Source organism: Paenibacillus sp. FSL R5-0914 (assembly GCF_038004525.1).
Classification (GTDB): domain Bacteria; phylum Bacillota; class Bacilli; order Paenibacillales; family Paenibacillaceae; genus Paenibacillus_AQ.
On the sequence record NZ_JBBORH010000001.1, the window covers coordinates 181,734 to 201,011 of the forward strand.

General features: G+C 43.7%; 11 protein-coding genes, 3 rRNA genes and 3 riboswitches. All 14 genes read right to left on the reverse strand.

The features are described from left to right. Positions 1-178: 178 nt before the first annotated feature. Positions 179-934, reverse strand: coding sequence for an acyl-[acyl-carrier-protein] thioesterase (locus tag MKX60_RS00715; protein WP_341058858.1), 756 nt, complete (start codon positions 932-934; stop codon positions 179-181). Positions 935-1,172: 238 nt separating this feature from the next. Then, positions 1,173-1,289: ribosomal RNA gene (gene rrf / locus MKX60_RS00720) — 5S ribosomal RNA — on the reverse strand. 128 nt (positions 1,290-1,417) lie between these two features. Further along, a 23S ribosomal RNA gene (locus MKX60_RS00725) occupies positions 1,418-4,345 on the reverse strand. 263 nt (positions 4,346-4,608) lie between these two features. Beyond that, positions 4,609-6,166: ribosomal RNA gene (locus MKX60_RS00730) — 16S ribosomal RNA — on the reverse strand. Together the 16S, 23S and 5S rRNA genes form the textbook arrangement of a ribosomal RNA operon. 372 nt (positions 6,167-6,538) lie before the next feature. Further along, the gene (locus tag MKX60_RS00735; protein ID WP_339244695.1) at positions 6,539-7,348 is read right to left on the reverse strand and encodes a transglutaminase-like domain-containing protein; all 810 of its coding nucleotides are present in this window, start codon (positions 7,346-7,348) and stop codon (positions 6,539-6,541) included. 13 nt (positions 7,349-7,361) lie between these two features. Next, positions 7,362-7,442, reverse strand: a riboswitch (cyclic di-GMP riboswitch). A 108-nt stretch (positions 7,443-7,550) separates the two neighbouring features. Continuing rightward, a riboswitch (cyclic di-GMP riboswitch) is annotated at positions 7,551-7,631 on the reverse strand. 124 nt (positions 7,632-7,755) lie between these two features. Continuing rightward, positions 7,756-8,406 (reverse strand): class D sortase, encoded by a 651-nt coding sequence (locus MKX60_RS00740; RefSeq protein ID WP_339244691.1) that lies wholly within the window; start codon positions 8,404-8,406, stop codon positions 7,756-7,758. A 34-nt stretch (positions 8,407-8,440) separates the two neighbouring features. Continuing rightward, positions 8,441-8,845, reverse strand: a complete 405-nt coding sequence (locus MKX60_RS00745; RefSeq protein WP_042184722.1) for a GtrA family protein — start codon at positions 8,843-8,845, stop codon at positions 8,441-8,443. Then, the gene (locus tag MKX60_RS00750; RefSeq protein WP_341058859.1) at positions 8,835-9,815 is read right to left on the reverse strand and encodes a glycosyltransferase family 2 protein; all 981 of its coding nucleotides are present in this window, start codon (positions 9,813-9,815) and stop codon (positions 8,835-8,837) included. Before MKX60_RS00750 ends, MKX60_RS00745 begins: the two co-directional genes overlap by 11 nt. A gap of 100 nt (positions 9,816-9,915) precedes the next feature. Next, positions 9,916-11,694, reverse strand: a complete 1,779-nt coding sequence (locus MKX60_RS00755; protein WP_341058860.1) for a phospholipid carrier-dependent glycosyltransferase — start codon at positions 11,692-11,694, stop codon at positions 9,916-9,918. Next, the gene (locus MKX60_RS00760; RefSeq protein WP_341058861.1) at positions 11,691-13,739 is read right to left on the reverse strand and encodes a glycosyltransferase 87 family protein; all 2,049 of its coding nucleotides are present in this window, start codon (positions 13,737-13,739) and stop codon (positions 11,691-11,693) included. The genes MKX60_RS00755 and MKX60_RS00760 overlap by 4 nt, the downstream gene beginning before the upstream one ends. Then, positions 13,736-15,715 carry a hypothetical protein gene (locus tag MKX60_RS00765; protein ID WP_341058862.1) on the reverse strand — a complete coding sequence of 660 codons (1,980 nt, stop codon included), beginning with the start codon at positions 15,713-15,715 and terminating at the stop codon, positions 13,736-13,738. The genes MKX60_RS00760 and MKX60_RS00765 overlap by 4 nt, the downstream gene beginning before the upstream one ends. A 155-nt stretch (positions 15,716-15,870) precedes the next feature. Further along, positions 15,871-17,271 carry an NCS2 family permease gene (locus MKX60_RS00770; RefSeq protein WP_042184716.1) on the reverse strand — a complete coding sequence of 467 codons (1,401 nt, stop codon included), beginning with the start codon at positions 17,269-17,271 and terminating at the stop codon, positions 15,871-15,873. A gap of 125 nt (positions 17,272-17,396) precedes the next feature. Next, positions 17,397-17,496, reverse strand: a riboswitch (purine riboswitch). A gap of 187 nt (positions 17,497-17,683) precedes the next feature. After that, the gene (locus MKX60_RS00775; protein ID WP_341058863.1) at positions 17,684-18,148 is read right to left on the reverse strand and encodes a hypothetical protein; all 465 of its coding nucleotides are present in this window, start codon (positions 18,146-18,148) and stop codon (positions 17,684-17,686) included. Between the two features lie 168 nt (positions 18,149-18,316). Continuing rightward, positions 18,317-19,051: a CPBP family intramembrane glutamic endopeptidase gene (locus MKX60_RS00780; RefSeq protein ID WP_042184712.1), complete on the reverse strand. Its 735-nt coding sequence runs from the start codon at positions 19,049-19,051 to the stop codon at positions 18,317-18,319. Positions 19,052-19,278: the final 227 nt, after the last annotated feature.

Genomic DNA, 19,278 nt, shown 5'->3' on the forward strand with positions numbered 1-19,278 from the left:
TCACCTCCTTGTTATTGACTACAACTATATAACGATTGTGATCCCTTTAATTGTGACAGGCTCAAAAATTTTTCCAAATATGTTACAAACACCATCTGTTTTTCAACAAAAAAAGCGACTACCCCGATTGATGCACGGAGAAATCGCTTTTATAATAATATTCCATATTTATAAACTTTTACTTATTTATATTTTTCAACTCAATACATGCTTCAAAAAATACAATATCACTATTCTGGCCACGGACATATATACCATCATCCGTTACAGCTGAGCGTAAAATAGTCAGTTCATCCCCAAACTTAGCTTCTTGTAGATATGTAATCCGGAAGCGTGTGAACTCTGCATTATCCCATTCCGCTAAACTAAGTGCATCACAACATAAATCTCCGTATCGGGCATTATTCAGATGTCCGTTGCTATCCAGCCCACTATATCTTACCTGATACCGATAAGCTTCTTCCATAATAATATCAGTAGGGATCGTTACCTTAACAGGCATATCCCCTACTGAATCGCCATTATAGTGCTTAACCTGAACTGGAAGAGCGTTCGGTCTGAGTATCTTTCTCTTCTCAATATCTACTAAAGCCCATATAGAACGCGCTGTGGCAACCTCTATATGATCTGCATCGAAAATACGATAATCCCGTTGCCATAAAGCCCCTTTAGTACCTTTACTCCAGGTATGTACGCTAAGCACATCATTTGGGCGAGGAATACGCTTAAAATCAAGATCTAACGTAATCATCATCCAGCCCATTCCTGCACTCAGAATTTCTTCCACACTTATCCCCAAATTACCCACGGCGAAGTCTGCCGCACATTGCATGATATCCAAAATAAAGGATAACTTACTCTGCGAACGATAATCCGTGTCGCTCGCATGTACAGAAAAATCTTCTATCCACACAAGATTACTACTGTTGTCCATTGTTTATCCTCCTGCCATGCAAAATATCCTTGCATTTACTTGAAGTATCCACATATACCACTGCTCTATCCACATAAATTGGGGACTACTTTCATTTTTGAATATATTTTATTATTCCATCCACATGTTAGTAACTTTTATTTTTTCGTTATTTCCCTATGACTTATCCACATTATTTAAATTAAGCGATAAAGGGAACAAAAAAGCCATTGTTGATAAATCAACAATGGCTTCGTGTGCTTGGCAACGTCCTACTCTCCCAGGACCCTTCGGTCCAAGTACCATCGGCGCTGGAGGGCTTAACGGTCGTGTTCGGGATGGGTACGCGTGGAACCCCTCCGCTATCGCCACCAAACATGCGTCTGTGAAACAGACGCTGCCGCGTGAAATTTCGTTCATCACCAGAAGTGAGAATGAATTTCTAAGCGTGTTACAGGCTTGATGCCTGAAAACTGAATCCGAATTGAATTTGCATTTTAAGTATAGGATAAGCCCTCGACCGATTAGTATTGGTCAGCTCCATGCATTACTGCACTTCCACCTCCAACCTATCTACCTCGTCGTCTTCAAGGGGTCTTACTAATTGGGAAATCTCATCTTGAGGGGGCTTCACGCTTAGATGCTTTCAGCGCTTATCCCGTCCGTACGTAGCTACCCAGCCATGCTTCTGGCGAAACAACTGGTGCACCAGCGGTACGTCCATCCCGGTCCTCTCGTACTAAGGACAGCTCCTCTCAAATTTCCTGCGCCCACGACAGATAGGGACCGAACTGTCTCACGACGTTCTGAACCCAGCTCGCGTACCGCTTTAATGGGCGAACAGCCCAACCCTTGGGACCTACTTCAGCCCCAGGATGCGATGAGCCGACATCGAGGTGCCAAACCTCCCCGTCGATGTGGACTCTTGGGGGAGATAAGCCTGTTATCCCCAGGGTAGCTTTTATCCGTTGAGCGATGGCCCTTCCATGCGGTACCACCGGATCACTAAGTCCGACTTTCGTCCCTGCTCGACTTGTAGGTCTCGCAGTCAAGCTCCCTTATGCCTTTGCACTCTTCGAATGATTTCCAACCATTCTGAGGGAACCTTGGAACGCCTCCGTTACTCTTTAGGAGGCGACCGCCCCAGTCAAACTGCCCGCCTGACACGGTCCCCGTACCCGGTAAGGGTACTAGGTTAGAACCTAGATACGATCAGGGTGGTATCCCAACGGCGCCTCCACCGAAGCTTGCGCTCCGATTTCTACGGCTCCCACCTATCCTGTACAGATCGTACCCAAATTCAATATCAAGCTGCAGTAAAGCTCCATGGGGTCTTTCCGTCTTGTCGCGGGTAACCTGCATCTTCACAGGTATTAAAATTTCACCGGATCTCTCGTTGAGACAGCGCCCAAGTCGTTACGCCATTCGTGCGGGTCAGAATTTACCTGACAAGGAATTTCGCTACCTTAGGACCGTTATAGTTACGGCCGCCGTTTACTGGGGCTTCGGTTCATAGCTTCGGGTTACCCCTAACCACTCCCCTTAACCTTCCAGCACCGGGCAGGCGTCAGCCCGTATACTTCGCCTTGCGGCTTCGCACAGACCTGTGTTTTTGCTAAACAGTCGCTTGGGCCTTTTCACTGCGGCCCCCTCGTGCTATTCACACTACCGGGGCACCCCTTCTCCCGAAGTTACGGGGTCATTTTGCCGAGTTCCTTAACGAGAGTTCTTCCGCGCGCCTTAGAATTCTCTTCTCGCCTACCTGTGTCGGTTTGCGGTACGGGCACCTTCTCCTGGCTAGAGGCTTTTCTTGGCAGTGTGAGATCATGACCTTCGCTACTACAATTTTCGCTCCCCATCACAGCCCAGCCTTAACGATGTGCGGATTTGCCTACACATCAGCCTCACTGCTTAGACGGACATATCCATCAGTCCGCGTCACTACCCTCCTGCGTCACCCCATCGCTCATAGCGGATTACGGTGGTACAGTAATTTCAAACTGTTGTCCTTCGACTACGCCTTTCGGCCTCGCCTTAGGTCCCGACTTACCCTGAGCGGACGAGCCTTCCTCAGGAAACCTTGGGCTTTCGGCGGATCAGATTCTCACTGATCTTTTCGTTACTCATACCGGCATTCTCACTTGTATGCTGTCCAGCGCTCCTTACGGTACACCTTCAACCCACATACAACGCTCCCCTACCCCAGATACATACGTATCTAGCCATAGCTTCGGTGGTGTGTTTAGCCCCGTTACATTTTCGGCGCAGAGTCACTCGACCAGTGAGCTATTACGCACTCTTTCAATGGTGGCTGCTTCTAAGCCAACATCCTGGTTGTCTGTGCAACTCCACATCCTTTCCCACTTAACACACACTTGGGGACCTTAGCTGATGGTCTGGGCTGTTTCCCTTTTGACAATGGATCTTAGCACTCACTGTCTGACTCCCGGCAATAAGTATATGGCATTCGGAGTTTGACTGAGCTTGGTAATCCTTGCGGACCCCGCACCCAATCAGTGCTCTACCTCCACTACTCTTATACCGAGGCTCGCCCTAAAGCTATTTCGGGGAGAACCAGCTATCTCCGAGTTCGATTGGAATTTCTCCGCTACCCCCACCTCATCCCCGCATTTTTCAACATGCGTGGGTTCGGGCCTCCAGTGCGTGTTACCGCACCTTCACCCTGGACAGGGGTAGATCACACGGTTTCGGGTCTACGTCCACATACTAAATCGCCCTATTCAGACTCGCTTTCGCTGCGGCTCCGTCTTCTCGACTTAACCTTGCATGTTAAACGTAACTCGCCGGTTCATTCTACAAAAGGCACGCCATCACCCATTAATAGGGCTCTGACTTTTTGTAAGCACACGGTTTCAGGTTCTATTTCACTCCCCTTCCGGGGTGCTTTTCACCTTTCCCTCACGGTACTGTTTCACTATCGGTCGCCAGGTAGTATTTAGCCTTAGCAGATGGTCCTGCTGGATTCATACGGGGTTTCACGTGCCCCGCACTACTCGGGATCCGTCTCGGAGAGAACACAGTTTAGGCTACAGGGCTTTTACCTCTATCGCGGGCCTTTCCAGACCTCTTCGCCTACCATATTCCTTTGTAACTCCATGTGAGACGTCCCACAACCCCTAAGAGCAAGCTCTTAGGTTTAGGCTGTTCCGCGTTCGCTCGCCGCTACTGACGGAATCACTATTGTTTTCTCTTCCTCAGGGTACTTAGATGTTTCAGTTCCCCTGGTCTGCCTCTACATCCCCTATGTGTTCAGAGATGAGTAACTGCGAATTACCACAGCTGGGTTTCCCCATTCGGACACCCCCGGATCAAAGCTTGCTTACAGCTCCCCGAGGCAGTTTCGTTGTTCGCCACGTCCTTCGTCGGCTCCTGGCGCCTAGGCATCCTCCGTGTGCTCTTATTAGCTTAACCTTGATTTTTCCGCAGGAAAATATCATACAATGACATTCTCTTTGGAATCATCTCACTAATAACATTTACTTGTTTGCACAAGTTGCTAAAAGATGTTCTAAAACGCAAATTCGTTTCGGTATCCAGTTTTCAAGGATCAAGTCTTACTTGAGAGCTTAAACTCTCAAAACTGAGCAACGAGTGAGTAACAGGCCTAAACCTGAGATTTTGGAAGTTTAACTTCCGATTTGAATGTCTTCATTGCAGAAGACGATTCTCCATAGAAAGGAGGTGATCCAGCCGCACCTTCCGATACGGCTACCTTGTTACGACTTCACCCCAATCATCTACCCCACCTTCGGCGGCTGGCTCCCTTGCGGGTTACCCCACCGACTTCGGGTGTTGTAAACTCTCGTGGTGTGACGGGCGGTGTGTACAAGACCCGGGAACGTATTCACCGCGGCATGCTGATCCGCGATTACTAGCAATTCCGACTTCATGCAGGCGAGTTGCAGCCTGCAATCCGAACTGAGACCGGCTTTGATGAGATTGGCTTCACCTCGCGGTTTCGCTTCCCGTTGTACCGGCCATTGTAGTACGTGTGTAGCCCAGGTCATAAGGGGCATGATGATTTGACGTCATCCCCACCTTCCTCCGGTTTGTCACCGGCAGTCACTCTAGAGTGCCCAGCTTAACCTGCTGGCAACTAAAGTTAAGGGTTGCGCTCGTTGCGGGACTTAACCCAACATCTCACGACACGAGCTGACGACAACCATGCACCACCTGTCTCCTCTGTCCCGAAGGCCTCCACTATCTCTAGTGGATTCAGAGGGATGTCAAGACCTGGTAAGGTTCTTCGCGTTGCTTCGAATTAAACCACATACTCCACTGCTTGTGCGGGTCCCCGTCAATTCCTTTGAGTTTCAGTCTTGCGACCGTACTCCCCAGGCGGAGTGCTTACTGTGTTAACTTCGGCACCAAGGGTATCGAAACCCCTAACACCTAGCACTCATCGTTTACGGCGTGGACTACCAGGGTATCTAATCCTGTTTGCTCCCCACGCTTTCGCGCCTCAGCGTCAGTTACAGCCCAGAAAGTCGCCTTCGCCACTGGTGTTCCTCCACATATCTACGCATTTCACCGCTACACGTGGAATTCCACTTTCCTCTTCTGTACTCAAGTCACCCAGTTTCCAGTGCGACCTCAGGTTGAGCCCAAGGTTTAAACACCAGACTTAAATGACCGCCTGCGCGCGCTTTACGCCCAATAATTCCGGACAACGCTTGCCCCCTACGTATTACCGCGGCTGCTGGCACGTAGTTAGCCGGGGCTTTCTTCTCAGGTACCGTCACTCCGGTAGCAGTTACTCTACCGGACGTTCTTCCCTGGCAACAGAGCTTTACGATCCGAAAACCTTCATCACTCACGCGGCGTTGCTCCGTCAGACTTTCGTCCATTGCGGAAGATTCCCTACTGCTGCCTCCCGTAGGAGTCTGGGCCGTGTCTCAGTCCCAGTGTGGCCGTTCACCCTCTCAGGTCGGCTACGCATCGTCGCCTTGGTGGGCCGTTACCCCACCAACTAGCTAATGCGCCGCAGGCCCATCCCTCAGTGACAGATTGCTCCGTCTTTCATTCTTTCTTCAGGAGAAAAAAGAAATTATCCGGTATTAGCTACCGTTTCCGGTAGTTATCCCAGTCTAAGGGGCAGGTTGCCTACGTGTTACTCACCCGTCCGCCGCTAAGTTACTTTGAAAGCAAGCTTCCAAAGTAACTCCGCTCGACTTGCATGTATTAGGCACGCCGCCAGCGTTCGTCCTGAGCCAGGATCAAACTCTCCAATTAGTATTGAAAAGAGCGATATGCTCATTTTGAAACATCTGACGAGAAAATTAATTCTCTAAATTTTGGATTTCACTTTCGTGATTTCCTACTCACTCGTTGTTCAGTTTTCAAAGATCAAGTTCTCGTTGACGCCGTTTAATGTCTCAGCAGCAACTCTTATAATATATCATGTTGTTCTCAGTAATGCAAGCTTTATTTTTCGAAAGCCGTTTATATAACTCTCTCAAACATTGCCTGTACGCTGTCTAACAACGCTTAACTATAATAACCTATCTATTCATAGAAAAGCAACCCCTAATAGAAAAATAAACAACTAGCTTAATAATTAAGCTAGTTGTTTATTTAATAGAGTTATGAATCTAGCGATGCAAATTAATAGTATTTTGCTGCAGTATACTTACTTGAAGCCTTAATAAAATCCGTATTCTTCTTACTCTTCGCTGACGATGCATCTACCGTTGTATCAATAGTAACCCATTTCCCATCCATCAACACTTCATTCCATGCATGGTATTGCGTAACGTAGCTAGTATTCCCCATCACCAATTTAGCAGGCACATCTACACTACGCAGCATTGCGGCAAAAAGAGAAGCATAGTCATAGCAGATTCCTTTTTTAGTATTCAAAGTGTTGTTAATGTTCGGAATGTAATCTGTTGTTACGTTATTAGCAAGAGAATAATCGTATTGTACATTAGCAACTATATAGTTATAGATTGCCTTAACTTTCTCTTCATCTGTTGTTTTGCCTTTTGTAAGCTCTTTTGCCTTAAGGATCGCTTTATCAGAAGAACTCCATTTCACATTCTGTACGGAGCCCAAATATACGGAGTTCGAGTCACTCATGGTTACGTCTACTACTTCGGAATATAACGCTTTGTATTTATTGCCGGTTGTGTTCTCAAGAACAGAAACCTTATAAGTACCATTACCTTGTTGTAAAGGGAAGTCCTCAGCTTGTCCAGAAGCATATAAGTTATATGTATAGCTGCTGTTGTCTTTAGTGATCATGAGTTTGATTCTTTTATCTTTCGGAATATCATAGTTAATTCCAATAACACCTTGAGCCACTTTCGATGTAATCAACCAGCTTGCATCTACACTTGCGGCTTGAGCTGTGCTTACCGGAACCGCAGTAATCAGTACGAACAGCGCCACCATCATAAAATAAACCTTTTTCACGGATAAAACCCCTTTCGGTAGCTGGCTGCCATCCTTTCGGGAAGGCCCTTTAGCTTTGCGTCCCTACCTTTCGATAGGTTTGCCGTTATCGTATAAGCTCTATCTGTTCTAATTTCACTAGACAAATTAAGAGAATCAGTCCAAGTAGAAATATGAATCTAAGATTCTTATATATTTTATAAAAACAAAAAAAGCCTCTTCATTCGGTAACTGGCTGCCATCCTTACGGGAAGGCCCTTTAGCTTTGCGTCCCTACCTTTCGATAGGTTTGCCGTTTATCGTGTTTAGCTTTTATAGTCTTATACTACCATATTTATCCTCGTAAACAAGAACAAAATTGCTAGATTTACTATTATTTTATAGTTATTTCTCTGTATTTGAATTCTCTTGTTATTTCTCGTCAACGATTAGGAAAGCTTGGCATGAACAATCAAACGATGTGTAGGATCTACTAGTGGGTCACACGTAATTAGAGTAAGAATTTTATCTTTGTTATTCCCGTCTAGAACAGACACATCACTAGGAAGTACAACAGAAATATCATAAACCTCGTAATTATAGGTCTGATCGCTAGTCTTTACCGAAATCGTATCCCCAATCACAACCTCATTCAATCTGTTAAACAATCTGCCCGTAGTTCTAGCTCTATGTGCAGCTATTGCGGCGTTCCCTATTTCTCCTATTGGAGTTGTTTCTTTCATATGGGCCGCCGCATGCTTCATATTCGCTTTAGTAGCCCCTTCTAATACTGGCAGCTTCAGATCGATCTTATCGATCTCAATTAATGCGATAACTTTGCCACCCACTTCAATTTCCGGTTCCGGCTTTTCTGTTTCTTGCGGCTGTGCTTGTGCATCTAAAGCTGATTCCTCAGCTAGTAGCTGAGTGACCTCGGCATATCTGCTCTTCAGATCAGGTGGTGGAGTACTTTCACTGGTGCTCAGTTCAGCCGATTCTAATAGCTTATCCTGCTGCCAGTCGTTATACCATTCGTTAGCTTTTGGATAGAGCATGATAAGGATCCCCGCCAGTATGAGCACATACGAGAATTTACGCATGATTTTCACCTCCGTAGATTGGTTCTACTGAACTTTAGAATACCCATTTACGACTTCCGAAGAAGTTAATGATCACCGTCACAAACGTTACTAATACCTTAGAGATCAACACTTGAATGCCTAGTTTGTCAGTCAACAGATGCATTAGCAACAACGATATTCCGAGTACTACCAGATTCAGTACGATAAACTTCAGCAACTGCGTCTTATCAAAACCCTCTTTATTGCCACGATCACGATCCTTGAAGGTTACTTTTTTATTCAATATAAAGCTGTTCGCTGTCCCTGCACTATAAGAAATCACCTGTGCCAACGCATATACCATCCCAAGTGAGTTCAGTAATGTGAAGATTACGAAATCAATGAGGGTATTTACCAGACCTACAGCATTAAATTTGAGAAACTGTATGAAAGCAGTCCGAAAGTTCTTATCTGACATCTTTGTAATCCTTCCGGTGATCCACTTCTTCTTCGTTACGATATCCTATGGTCTCACTGACAATATACAACGGTCTATCCTTAGACTCGTCATAAATTCGTCCAATATACTCACCGATTACACCTAACAGCATCAGAACGATACCGTTAAAGAGCAAATTGACCCCTACAATGGAAGCCCAACCTGGAACCGTCCATGAGGTGAAAAAGATTCTTTGAAACAATACGAAGAATAAATAGAGAAAGCTCGAGAAGGAAAGAAAGAATCCGACATACGTAGCAATCTTAAGTGGCTTATGCGAAAAGGAAGTGATCCCATCCAGCGCAAAACGAATCATTTTCTTAAGAGGATACTTAGTTTCTCCTGCAAATCGTTCTTCCCGCTCATATTCCACCATCGTCTGCTTGAAGCCGACCCAGCTCACTAAACCTCTGACATACCGGTTTTTTTCCTTGAGACCTCGCAAGACATCACATACCTTACGATCAATAAGACGAAAATCACCTGTGTCCGTGGGAATGTCTACACTTGTCATGCTGCTGAGCAATCGATAAAAGATCTTGGCCGTTACCTTTTTGAACATCGTTTCTCCACGGCGCTTCAGCCGCTTCGCATACACAACGTCATAGCCCTCTTTCCACTTCTCGATCATTTGCAAAATGACCTCCGGTGGATCTTGAAGGTCAGCGTCAATAACAACAACCGCTTGACCTTCGGCATAGTCCATGCCAGCTGTAATCGCTACCTGATGTCCGAAATTACGCGAGAAGTCAATTAGCTTGACGCATTCATCCCGATCACTGATCTCCCGAATCATCTGGGCCGAACGATCACGACTTCCGTCATTAACGAAGACTAGCTCATAAGTATCGCCGCATTCGTCCATTACTTTTTTCAAACGTTCGTAAGTAACGCTAATTACTTGCTCCTCATTGAACATGGGTACAATTACACTATATCTGGCTTTCACCTTTATTCCTCCTAAAAGCTTTATGGAGCGTTACATCTTTCTGTACTTCATAATAACGCTGTAAGCATAAACTTATTGTTATAGATATTTTTAAAAAATCTTAGAAAACCCAAGATGGGAACCAACGCAGCATATTCTTCACATAATCTCCGCTTACCTGCATCCCTGACAGGACAGGGTAGAACGCGACAAAGAGCAGTAAAGCAACAGCCACATAGACATAACTAACATAACGAGCCTCAGGATATTTGCTATCTAGCAACTTCATTATATATACAATACCAAGAATCATAAAAGGCACCATAGCAAAATAATGGTAGATAAAGGTTTCCCTTGGGACAAGCATCCACGGAACATATTGTGAGAAAAAGGCGATCCAGATCATATAGAGGGTCTTATCTTTGCGTTTCAGTGTAATCCACAGTGTTGCCAGCATTGCGAAAATCCCCGTCCACCAGATAAGCGGATTCCCCATAGTCACTATACTGCTGACCTGACCTTGCGGCAATCCCTCACTGCCACTGAAGAACCAGACGGGTCTCTTCATAAACGGCCATTGCCACCAGGAGGAAGCAAAAGGATGTGTAGCTACAAGCTGACTGTGATAGTTGTACATGTTCTTTTGGGAATCAATCAAGCCTTTTATAGTAAAGCCCTCTGCGGATGCAGATAAACCCGGAACAAAAGATAAACTATAAATAATGACCGGTATGATTACGAAAAATGCAACACAACTAGCTAGCGTAATAATGGTATTTTTCCAGAACGAATTTACGGCTTCGCGACAGGTGCCCAGCAGTTCCTTATCTTTGATCTTCCCTTCCGCGAGCAACCGTCCCGATGCTTGGTATTCTCTGTAGCGCTCGAAGAGCGAGATAGCTAGCATAATGGCCAGCCCAGCTCCTCCGTACAGTACAATCCACTTGGAGGCGACACCAATTCCGAAGAATAGCCCGGACCAGAACAACGGAATTAGCGTTTTTCTTAAGGGCTGCCTGAAGAAATTCATAGTGTAATATCGCTGCATGAAATAAAACATTAACATGATGAAGAATACTCCGTATACATCGATCGTAGAGATTCTTGTTTGTGTGAAATGCATGAAATCCAGTGCGAACAATCCAGCTGCAAGTGCTGCGTATTTGCTCTTTTTAAAGAGACGTAGTGCCATTACATAAATGAGAGGCAGCATGGCAATCCCGAACAATGTTCCGATAATACGCCAGCCGAAAGGATTGACTCCGAACAGTTCCATCCCTACTGCGATCAATAGCTTGCCTAGTGGTGGATGCGTGTTCTCATAAGGCACAATCCCGTGTGTATATTCATAAGCTGTCCGTGCATGGTAGATCTCGTCAAAATAAGTGCTATTCATAAAGTTAGAATATTCAGGGATGAGCGACTGCTCGTCAAAAAGATTGGCAGGCTCTCCTCTTTTAGCGACTGCATTAGCATCCGGTGTAACACCGGCTATAGGAAGAGGTACTCTTTCGCCTCCCTGCTCATAGAAGGCCATTTCATTTAAAGTGAACCCTGGAGAGGTGACTGTAAACTTCACGTATCTTGCTGCAACGTTCAGAGGTTGGCTTTTCCAGATGAAGACATTCCCAACATCCTCGCTTACATCCAGCGGACTACTCCAGACCTCAGGGGATTCACTGAATTCGAGCTTAAACTTCCCGGTACCTACGCCACCGAAGATATTCACGCGTTCCAATTGTTTACTCTGTCCTAGATCTACATAGAAGCTTTCACCGCTGGCAGCTGGCTCCCACAAGGTCTCTGGAGATTTAGTAGAACCTAAATTATATAAAGCAATTGCCGCGTAAACGGCAGTAATGGCAAGAATACATATCCAATCTATACGTTTAAACTTCATCGCTTAAGTCTCCCTCCCTTCTGGTGCGGTCTTATTTGCTCGACGACTTTAAGGTCTTCTTCATATTTTTCTTCAGGTGTTGGTGGTGCTGGAAGAGATTTTACTCCCCCACGAACATACACGTCATAACCAATGTAGAGCATGTATAGCAATAATGACAGGTTAGCTATAGAAGTAACCAAAACGATTCCATCTGCACCTGGATTTACACCTGCATTTAGATGAGTTAACGTATAAGCCACATTGATATACTGCGTTAAGCTGAATCCAAGGAATAGGGATAAAAACCTACGATCCCGACTCGCTATATAAGTGAACATACATAGAATAACAGCAGGGAACATATAACGTTCATGCATTTTGGTTCCAAGCACAAAGACTACTACAATGAGCGCCATACCGATAAAGTAGGATTTGGATAAATCCAAGCGATCTTTTTTGAAGGAATAAAACGTTGCTATGGCTACTGCCACTAAAATAAATATGAAGCCCCATACACGGTAAGTAATACCTAACCAAGTTAGGTCAAGAGATGACCACATCGGGTCAGTCAGTGCATATAGATTAAATGCATTCACAGAAGAATAGGGATAGGAAGATAACGTACTCTTATACAGATTAATAAGGCCAACTAAACCACCGTTATTCCAGAAAAATGGTGCCGCGAGCAATCCGAATATCCCTAATCCATACAAAGCTCCAAATCCAAGCTGCTTCCAAGCACGGTGATGATAGAAAGCAAACAATAATACCGGTGTGAATATTAACGCTTGTGGTTTAATTAAAGTTGCTAATGCAAACAAAATCGCGGATTGAACAAACTTTTTGTTCGCAGCGCCATGGATACTGAGCAACAGGAAAATCAAAAAGAACGAATCCGCTTGTCCCCATGCCGCTGAATTAACAAGCACCGCCGGATTAAACAGAAATAATAGCGTTAAGCCAAAAGCGATCCCTGAGCCGAGTTTTTTGCGGGACATTTGATATATGAAGTAACCCAATACCAAATCAGAAATAATCGCTGGCAGTTTGAATAGCAGATTTTCTCCACCCGAACCATGCGCAAAGCCAAATACACCGCGAATAAGACTAAGCATGTACAAAATGTACAAATAACCAGGAGGATAATCGGCAAAATACCCTTCTTCATAAAACTTGCCTGGACCTAAATCAACCATACGCTGGCCCCAAGCTATAAAGGTATTCATGTCGTTCTGATAGCCTTGAGCAGTCAGACCGATCCAAATCCTTAGTATAAAGGCAATTCCGATGGCAATGCTCAGCCATTTGGAATAGACATTCTCAGGTTGCTTCATAAGCTTCTCACTGCGGAATGCCTTGGTATAAAGCACTGCAAAAAATACACTGAAAAGCGCTGAGATCAGCAGCATCTTGGTTGGAGATACCTTATGTGGGGTATCCGCTTTTTTACCACCAGCATCCTGACTAACTGCTGCACTATCCAGCGAAATGACGTTTGCCCCTTCGGGAGCAGCGTCTAATTTTTCTACAGACAAATCATCAAAATAAGCTTTACCTTGAATCAAGCTGGAGTAGCCCCCCAAACTTGCACCTATGCCGAATTCTTTCTGCTTAGGTCCTGTCTGGCCTATGTATTCAAGATACTGCCACTCTCCTGCCGTATCCGTTACACTGGGATAACCCCCGCCTACTCCAACGGCAAGTATATTGGCGCCCATTCCCTCGCCTGCGGTACTTACTACTTTGATCCATCCAGAGATTTTATAATAGCTGTCCGGCGTTGCCTTAATCGTCTGCACCCATTTCAAATGATTGGGCTCGATATTCTCAATGACTGCCGCTTTACTACCGGAGTGAACCTCGTCCGATTGGATTGAAAGTATGCCAGAGTTGTCTCCAGAAATCCACATATCCTTAGTCCAGTTAGAAGGAGCGTCCTCTCCTCCCTCCTCAAATCCAGGGTTTTGCAATAGATTTCCATCTGCATAAATGCTTGTTACAGGAAGCAAAAACAATAACAGCATCAATACAGTCACTGCGGCCGTACGTGTACTCTTGATCATCGTTCCAACCTCACCTCGTCTATATTAATCCAGCCTTTACCGCCTTTAATAAAAATTTCAGTTTGCTCATTCTGACCGATAGATACCATTGGAAGTGTAAGCTCTTGATAAACCTCACTAGCAGGTATTTCAGCCTCCGCCCGCACTACGCAATTAACTCGGACGCCAAACCTTCCTTCTTCTCCACCGGCACTAACCATTATACCAAGCTTATATTCTCCAGGTTCTGCTATTCTGATAGATTGTGTAATCGTTTTGTCAAATCCCGGATCAAGATAGGCCAGATAACTTCCATTATAAGGATTATTGGTTGCCACACCCGTACCTGATGAGAAGCTCCAGCCTGATATCCCCTCTTCAAATCCTCCATTTGTAAAATCCGAGATTCCCTCTACTACCCCAGTCTTAGCGGTCACAACAGTATAGTTGGCAAACCGTTTAACCGAATAATTATCGCTTTCAGCAGGAATGGGATCACCATTCCACAAGATATATGTCGCTGTCTCTCCCGGAACTATGCTTGAATATCCAAATCTATATCTCCCAAAGGAAGACACCTGCTGAAATGCACCTCCAGGATTAGAATAATTAACGGTTGCTAAGAAATCATGGGGATTGATCTGCTCATAAAAAAGCACATAAATATAAGGCATATTAACTTTATCAGTCACGTAGATGTTCCCAGCACTCTCTTCAGACGCATATTGTATAGCCTCACCGAAGGATTCATAGAAAGCTGGTCCTATCTCTTTAGGATAATCGCGGAAATAAACTGTAGTGAATAGAACAAAAAATAAGCTAAAGGTTACAGCCGACAGAATTGCTAATACTTTTACTTTCTTGCTTAACCACATAAACCCTGCAACAATCAGCAAAATGATTGGATAGAAAATCACATTCATCCTATTAATGTTTACGTTCGTAACAAAGGTCATCAAAACGGAAACAAACAACCAAAGTAAAATAACGAGCAGTCCCGTCCGCTCACGACCACGGTTCCGTATTGTCGTTAACATAAATATAAGTCCTATAAGTACAAAGGGTAACGCAATAGGATACGCGTATCCATAAGGTGAAATCGAATTCCAAGGCAAACCATCAGATCCGCTAATTAATATCTTCAAAAATTCCCGGAAATTGCTTAATGCTGTATGTAATAGTTGCCCTCCGAATATAGAAGTTACCTGTTCCACACGCGGCGTTGTCAATCTCGGAATTGAGAACAATGGGGTCAAAATCCCCTCTAGCGACAATCGATTGATCATAATAAATAGGAAGATTGGAAGTGCCATTAATATAAACAGAGCACAGTTCCATAGAATGGTCCGAAGCTTTAACGCTCTTGTATAGAATAGAAGAATTCCAGCACCTAAAGCAAATATCGGCACAAAAAAATAGGATGTTCCATAAGCATAAAGTGAAAGGGCAAGCATAATTGTAAATCCATAAGACCACTTCGGAATATGAAATGATTTAAGTAACATATAAACGGAGAACAGAATCAGGGTGGGAAATAAATTAGATTCCAGTGCCCATCTTGACATCATAATATGCCAAGGATTAATTGCGATAAAAAACATCGCCACAATACCAGCAGTTCTGGAAGTAAATAGCTCTTTGGAAAGAAGATAGAATACGAGCATACCCAGTAGACCCATGATTAAGCTAACAGCACGTACAGACATTGGAGTGAGTCCGAACAATAATATGAAAGGCATTGATAAGTAAGCATAAAGTGCATTCTGTCCGCTTCCCCAAGCAATGAGGTGAATAGGTAAATGAATACCATTGCGGTCTATTCCATAATGAAGAATAGCGTAAGCATCATAACCTATAGATGCCTCATCCTGATTCAAGCCACCTGGAATCGAACCAAAGTAAAAAATGCGAATCACAGCCCCCAGCAAAAACAATAAGAGAGGCCAAGGATTACCTTTAAAATAAGAAGACCAATTGCTAAATCTTGTGGACAACATTCATCACCTCTTCAACAATATAATCTAAATATTGGATGATGGAAAGGAAGAACATCCAACAAGTTAAGTAGGAGAATACATTATCCAAAATAAAAAAAACGGCCCCTTCAGTAATGAAGGAGCCCGAGATGAATTTCAGAAATACTGTATATATGTTAGCCCTCGCTACCAAGGAATACATAACGGAGAACGATCAGAATCGCAAGTACCCACATCATCCAGTGAATATCGTATTTCTTCTTACCCGCAAGGTTAGCAACAGAAGCAAGGATTACATAAGTTACGATACCAAAGGAGATACCGTTAGCAATATTATAAGTGAAAGGCATGATTACAAGTGTTAGGAACGCTGGAATTGCAACAACCATATCTTGAAAATCGATTTGACGGATCGATTGTGCCATCAGCACACCTACGACGATCAATGCTGCGGCTGTAGCAGATCCAGGAATAAGAGCAACCACTGGAGCAAGGAACAATGCAAGCAAGAAACATACGCCCGTTGTTACAGCTGTAAGACCTGTACGTCCACCTTCAGCAACACCTGCCGCGCTTTCTACAAAAGCAGTAGTAGTCGAAGTACCCAGTGCCGCACCACCTGCTACAGCAACTGCATCGACAAACATCGCATTACCTACACGTCTATTACCTTCTTCAGGGTTATCCATAATACCTGCGCGTTGAGCAGTACCTACAAGTGTACCAAATGTATCAAACAACTCTACAAATGTGAAAGTTGCAATCGCTGAAACAATACCTGTGTGCAGGATACCATCCCAGTCAAACTGGAAGAAGTTCAATTGTGTGAAGTCAGGAACCCAAGGCGTTGCCGGACTGGACAATGCACTGAAATCAACTACACCCATCAGCATACCAGCGACAGTTGTTCCCAAGATACCGAATAAAATCGCACCTTTAACGTTCAATACCATCAGGATAGAGATTAGAAGAAGTCCGATAATTACCAATTGGACATTGGAATTCTCTAGGCTACCCATGTGAATGATAGTTTCAAAGGAAAGGACATCTGTGAAAGTGTTAGCAGGAATGTCTTTACCGGCTTCAACACCAATCGTCATAAGTCCACTGTTCTTAAGACCAAGGATCGTAATGAACATCCCGATACCTACTGTAATCGCATGTTTCAAGCTGTCAGGAATTGCAGTTAGTAAGATCTGTCGCACTCGAGTTACAGTCAGCAAGATAAAGATCAAACCGGAAATAAATACGGCTGTCAGACCCATTTGCCAAGTGAATGGATGCTCTGATGTGGCGGAAGATAGAATTACGGAAGCAAAATATGCGTTAAGTCCCATACCAGGTGCCAACGCCACTGGAAAGTTTATGAACACGCCCATTGCGATGGTGAAAATACCTGCTGCCAGCGCAGTCGCTAGAAATACAGAATACCAACCCATATCAATACGGCCAAATGCTGTTAAAGTACTCGGATTAACCGACAAGATGTAAGCCATTGCCATGAACGTGGTCAAGCCCGCCATGATCTCTGTACGAACTGTGGTGCCGTTCTCTTTCAACTTGAAAAACCGATTCAAATTGTTCTCCCCCTAAGGTATGTTGTGTGTCTGACAGCAACAAAAAGCCGGTATCTGTTAGACACCGGCTCGAAAAAAAGAGTAGTCCCCCATGACCATAGTCCTAATTAAGGACAATGCGGGGTTGCTCTGCTCTTCTTAATCGTAGCCAGGTCATTACGGTGACCTCGTAGAAACTTCCAGGCCAATTCCCGGAAATATACGAAAGAATTATGTTGTTGTGCTCTATCATTTTAGGTGGATAGCACGTGAGTTGTCAATGATAAAAAACGAACATTTTCGACTTTATTTTTTCCATTGTTCGTAAATTATGCATTTTCATGCTTTTATCTATCTTCAAACTCGTTCTATCAATGCAGCTTATTAACTATCCAACCACTTTTTATATGGGTATATTTTACTATGTTTCTAATTATTTATTTCTGGTGTACTGATAACTATGCCAAGAGTTGGCTAAATGCCCTATCGCTAAACAAACTACTGCAATACTCAGCCAAATGGATTTGCCCCAAATCGCTGCCAATCCGAATGCACATACTGGAAGAACTGCCATCGGGATCGGAATAAAAACTAAAGGGTCCCATAATAATTTAAATTGCTGCCCCTTAACTATATATCGAACCCATAGACCATAATAAACAACGATAAACAAGACGATGAAGGCAGCTATCACACCGAATTTCACATGTTGAAAGTTATCCTTTGAGATTGCAAGAATGCCGATACAACCCAATTGTCCTGCTCTCTCCAAGAGGGTATAGATTAGTCCTGCATCTCGCAAACCCGAAGGTACATTTTCAGGTGGAAACTTAATCATTAGCAAACTTGGGGCAAGAAGGATTAATGCCATTAGTGTGCCGAGAAGAGAAAATCCCATGTTAATTTCTCCCTATGATAGATTTTTCCCATTTTATCACATTCATATTGAGCAGCTATATAGCGTCTATCACATTTTTTTGAATACAAAAAAACCTACAGCCCCTTCTTCAATAAGGAGTTGCAGGTGTTTGTTAAGACTCTATCGCAAAAAATCCTTTGAGAAAAATTAGCGAGTGGATGCCCAAAAGGCCAAAGCAAACATTGTCCAGTCATTCATCACGTGCACTATAAACGATGTCCATATATTTTTAGTCTTAAGATATGGATATAGCAGAACGATCCGTGCAATACCAATACCGAGAATAGCTTGGACAATATTCCAATTATACGTTGGTAAATGGTATGCCCCAAATAAAATAGCTGAAACTATGCAGGCTAAAATTATAGCAGACTTTCTACTCATCTTAAGTTTCTTAACTCCAAATGATAGCACGACCAAGAATGGAAGTATCGTGATTAATTCTTCACCAAACAGCATCGGGATCGTTCTCAAGAAGAACGGAATTGCATCAGCAAAATTACCATTGAAACTATCGGTTGCGGGATTAGCGCTCGTACTAAACAATTTCGTAATAAGGAAACCAACAATACCTGTCACAATCAAATTTGCAACGTAAGTTCCAAGAATTAAAAGAATATCTTTAGCTACTAATTTTCTGAATAATGATGTCCATTGACTTCGTGCCACAAAGATTACTGCTGCTAAAGGAAAAATCACATTCATAAAGGGCTGTACATTGGGACCTCCAAACATAATAAGAAACAGAGCAAAACCAACCGCGACAGAAACGAGAAAAATGAGGCTGCTCTTCAAATTTAGACTAGGCGATGACAGTTCACTGTAGAACGGGAAATCATCATTTTTACGCTCAAATCTGAAAAAATCACTTTTATTATTCATAATAAATCAAATCCTTCCAAGGAAATATAAAACTTATGCTTCCATTAATCCATCTAACGTACTTACATCATAATTGCTTTTATGTCCCATTTCGACAAAGGTCTTATAAATAGGACCTTAAATTGAAGAAATTTCCAACGGATTCGATTTATTTACTAATATTTCCAATCAGCTCAAAAAACCACAATGAGCAGACTTTCAAATATCAAAATTTCGTAATCAAATTA